Source organism: Aeromonas sp. 1HA1 (assembly GCF_029237385.1).
Classification (GTDB): domain Bacteria; phylum Pseudomonadota; class Gammaproteobacteria; order Enterobacterales; family Aeromonadaceae; genus Aeromonas; species Aeromonas popoffii.
This window is the reverse complement of sequence record NZ_JAACGC010000137.1, coordinates 1-3452: the sequence shown is the minus strand read 5'-3', so window position 1 is coordinate 3452 and position 3452 is coordinate 1. Positions and strand designations below refer to the sequence as shown.

The following is a 3452-nucleotide window of genomic DNA, read 5'->3' as shown; positions in this document are numbered from 1 at the left end:
CCAGCACGTCGAGCACTGGCAGCATCTTGCCCGCCGAGTCGGTGAACGTGAGGCCCAGCGCCTTTTGGGCGCTGCCAATCCCGGACAGAAACGACTTGAACTTGGTGCCAGCCTCGCCGCCGCCCATGGTGGCCTGCAGGTGGCCGAGCACGGCGAACTGCTCGTCCATCGAGATCCCTGCGGCGGTGGCGTTGGCGCCAATGCCCTTGAAGGCGTCGGTCATGCCCTGGCCGGTGGTTTTGAACATCTGCACGGCGGTGGCGGTCTTGCCGGCCACGTCTTCCACCCAGTTGGCCTTGCCCATCCGCTTGGCCTGCTGCTCAAAGATGCCGTACAGGGTGCCCATGTAGTTGGTGATGGTGGCGGTGTCGGCCTTGGTGGCCTTGGCCAGCACCCCGGAGGCGCGGGCAAAGGTGGGCAACTCGTTACCCTCAAGCCCCGCGATGGCGGATTGAATATCGTAGGAGGCACTGACGAACGCGCTGGCCGATTCGCCATAGTCCACCGAGAACTGCAGGGCGGTGTCAGAGAGCTGTTTGAGGGTTTTTTCATGGACATCAAGCGAGGCCACTTCGCCCAGCGCCCGGTCCATTTCGATGGCGGGCGCCAGCGCATTCTGGATGGCCAAGGTGCCGGCCAGCATGGCGGCCCCACCGCCTGCGATATTGGCCAAGCCACTTTTGGCGGTGTTCTTCACCATGTTCAGCTGGTTGTTGATGCCCTCAAGCGGCCGGGTGACGGCATCTATCAGGGCAATCCTCATGATCAGTTGTTCAGTGACAGAAGCCATGATTTATCCATTGAATGCGGCGGCGATGCCCTCGGCAACGGCGCGGGCGTCACGTTGGGCGTGGTATTTGTCTAACCAGATGGCGCGGGCCAGGCTGTCGAGGTCGTCCTCCTCATGGGGCAGGTAATGGCGCCGCAGCGCCAATACCTGCTCCAGTTGGTTGTTGTCGATTGCCTCGGCGCGCGCCGTCAGTTTTTTACTTCGATATCCAGGTCAGGGGCGAACTGCTCGTTGACCTTGGCGGCGACCTGCAGCGCGGCGCCGGGGCGAGCCAGCAGCGTGTCCAGCGCCTCTTTGCTCTGTGCGCAGACGATGCGCTTGAGGTACTGATGGGACGGCGCCACCTTGTCGCTCATTGACAGCCCGTTGATGTAGCTGTTGTAGGCCACAAGGGTGGGTTCAAAGCAGATGTCGGTGCCGGCGATGGTCAGGGTGATGGTTTGCTTGCTCATGGGGTGGTTTCCTCTTGGGTTATCCAGTCGTTTAGGGTGTTGAGTTGGGTTTGGCAGCGGCGCAGTGCGCCCTGCAGGGTGGGGATAAAGGCCACGGCCTCGCCCCAGGTAGTGCCATTAAATTCAGGCTCCGGGCAGTGGGGCACCAGCCCCGGCGGCGGTAGGCGCTTCACCACCTGGGTGTGCACCACGGCCCTTGGCTGGCTGGAGCAGGCGCAGAGCGCCAACAGGCAGAGGCTCGCGAGCACAATCCGGGCGGCCCGCCGGCGGTGTGGCCAGGGCGTGTTGCAAGTCATCGGCGGTTTTCCTCTGTTGTTGGTCGAGCTCGGTCAGGGCGGCGTTCTGGTGGGCGAGCAGCGTGCGCAGCCCCCTCTCTTCTCGCTGCAGCGTCTGGAGTTCGCTGTCCATCTGGCCGTTGGCGCTCTGCAGGGTGGTGATGGTCTCGTTGGCGGTGGCCAGTTCGTCCCGCAAGCTATTGATGTGACCACCCATCGAGCTGAACGCCCACCCAATCGCCAACATGGTTCCAATTGTGATAATGGGAAAAAAGGAGGAGATCAGACCCTTGATGTTGATCATGCGAGCACCCCGCCAAATTCGGTGAACTTGGCCAGTAGGTCAGCGAGCTTGTGTTCGCGCTGGCCATAGCCGGCACCGGGCAGGCTGGCCCAGATGTTGGCGCACTTGGCGATAGCCTGGGCGATGCGGCCAGCCTCCACGTCCGGCAAGGCGCGGCGCTCACGGATAAGTTGGATGGCCCAGGTGTCTTGCGACTCAGGGCCAAAATCCGGCAGCGCCAGCAGCATTTGATAGTGCCGCCAGTGCCGCGACAGGTGCTGGTAACGCCCTGCTGCGGTGCTGACCAAGCCAGGCCTGACGATGACGGACACATTAGGGTGGGTTTGGTAGTCGGTGAAGAACCCCGCCGGGTTGACCAGCTTGTTGTATCCATCATCGCCGAGCCCTTTGGTGCCCTCGGCATAGGCCAGCATGTCCAGAAAGGCGGCCATTTGCGGGTGGCAGTTACTGCGCGCCATGGTGGGTATCCTCCTGGCTGATGAGGGTCTGAAATTCCTGGCAGGTCTGGGCAAACCGGGGGGCTTCCAGCTCCACCCCGATAAAGCGGCGACCAAGGCGCCAGGCAGCCTTGCCCGTCGCGCCAGAGCCCATGAAGAAATCCCCCACCACGTCCCCCGGCCGGCTGCTGGTGCGCACGATGTGCTCCATCATGGCGGCGGGCTTTTCGCACGGGTGCTTGCCCGGGTAGGCCTGCACCGAGGGGTAGGTCCACACATTGGTAAACGGCACCTCTTTGCTGACGCTGAACGGGCGGCGCAGCTGCTCATACTCGGCCTTGAGCTGGTCATAACTGGCGACCAGGGTCTGATAGGTGCGATGCAGTCCCTGATAGGTCTCTTTGAGCTCGCGATGGGGCAGGCACAGGGCGCGGGCTTTGCGGGCGAACAAGGCTTGCAGGCGGGCATATTGCGCTTCGCTTGGCAGGCTCCACTGGCTGCGGCCAAACCAGTGGCCCGCCATTTGGCAGCCCAGGGCCTGGTCGATCTCTTTGTTGGAAATGCCACAGGCGGCCTTGGCCTGCTGGAAGTAGTCGATCAGCGGCTGCATCACCTGGCCACGCAGTGCTTGGCAGGCCTGACGATACCCGCTGGCTTGGGCACTGCTGTGGGCCCCCAGCTGCTCGGCAAAGATGATGCGTTCACTAGCGGGCCAGAAGTTGCGCAAGGCTGATTTGTCCGCCCGGTTCCACACGCCCGAGGGCTTGGCCCAAACGATGTGGCTCAGCACATTGAAGTGCTTGCGCACCAGCAGCTCGATGTCGGCATTGAGGCTGGGGCTGCAAAACAGATAGAGCGAGCCGTTGGGCTTGAGGATGCGGGCAAACTCAATCACGCACGCTTCCAGCCAATCCAGATAGGCCCCGACGTTGGGCCATTGGTTGTCCCAATCCAGATCTTTGACCCGGTAGTAAGGGGGATCGACGGCCACCAGATCCAGGCTGTGGGAGGGCAGTGTGGTGAGGTAGGCCAGCGAGTCGGCGTTGACCAGCTTGAGCCGCTCGTTAATTTTGTGGATCTGCATTTGATCAGTCATCACAACTGTTCACTCCTTCGGTAATTTGGTGTTGAGCCAGCGCTCGGCAAGGCCGCGAATGGTCTCCACACCGATAAGGCCGACCATGCCACCGACAA

Annotated in this window: 7 protein-coding genes; all 7 read right to left on the bottom strand. The window is 62.3% G+C overall.

The window, feature by feature from the left end; genetic code table 11:
- The coding region (locus tag GWQ22_RS21030; RefSeq protein ID WP_275931564.1) for a phage tail tape measure protein at nucleotides 1–790 on the bottom strand (790 nt) is incomplete at its 3' end.
- A gap of 3 nt (nucleotides 791–793) precedes the next feature.
- Nucleotides 794–934: a hypothetical protein gene (locus tag GWQ22_RS21025; RefSeq protein WP_212514525.1), complete on the bottom strand. Its 141-nt coding sequence runs from the start codon at nucleotides 932–934 to the stop codon at nucleotides 794–796.
- Nucleotides 935–978: 44 nt separating this feature from the next.
- Nucleotides 979–1242, bottom strand: coding sequence for a putative phage tail assembly chaperone (locus tag GWQ22_RS21020; RefSeq protein ID WP_212514526.1), 264 nt, complete (start codon nucleotides 1240–1242; stop codon nucleotides 979–981).
- Nucleotides 1239–1430: a hypothetical protein gene (locus GWQ22_RS21015; RefSeq protein WP_275931563.1), complete on the bottom strand. Its 192-nt coding sequence runs from the start codon at nucleotides 1428–1430 to the stop codon at nucleotides 1239–1241. The genes GWQ22_RS21020 and GWQ22_RS21015 overlap by 4 nt, the downstream gene beginning before the upstream one ends.
- On the bottom strand, nucleotides 1366–1764 hold the full coding sequence (locus tag GWQ22_RS21010; RefSeq protein ID WP_275931565.1) for a hypothetical protein: 399 nt from the start codon (nucleotides 1762–1764) through the stop codon (nucleotides 1366–1368). The genes GWQ22_RS21015 and GWQ22_RS21010 overlap by 65 nt, the downstream gene beginning before the upstream one ends.
- Nucleotides 1765–1817: 53 nt before the next feature.
- Entirely contained in the window at nucleotides 1818–2279 is a 462-nt protein-coding gene (locus GWQ22_RS21005; RefSeq protein WP_275931562.1) for a glycoside hydrolase family 104 protein, read from the bottom strand.
- Nucleotides 2266–3354: a site-specific DNA-methyltransferase gene (locus GWQ22_RS21000; RefSeq protein WP_275931561.1), complete on the bottom strand. Its 1089-nt coding sequence runs from the start codon at nucleotides 3352–3354 to the stop codon at nucleotides 2266–2268. The genes GWQ22_RS21005 and GWQ22_RS21000 overlap by 14 nt, the downstream gene beginning before the upstream one ends.
- Between the last annotated feature and the right edge of the window lie 98 nt (nucleotides 3355–3452).

What these genes read in the sequence shown, in the direction of transcription:
- GWQ22_RS21020 (WP_212514526.1), bottom strand. Translation starts at nt 1,242, where the DNA reads ATGAGCAAGCAAACCATCACCCTGACCATCGCCGGCACCGACATCTGC.
- GWQ22_RS21010 (WP_275931565.1), bottom strand. Translation starts at nt 1,764, where the DNA reads ATGTTGGCGATTGGGTGGGCGTTCAGCTCGATGGGTGGTCACATCAAT.
- GWQ22_RS21005 (WP_275931562.1), bottom strand. Translation starts at nt 2,279, where the DNA reads ATGGCGCGCAGTAACTGCCACCCGCAAATGGCCGCCTTTCTGGACATG.
- GWQ22_RS21000 (WP_275931561.1), bottom strand. Translation starts at nt 3,354, where the DNA reads ATGACTGATCAAATGCAGATCCACAAAATTAACGAGCGGCTCAAGCTG.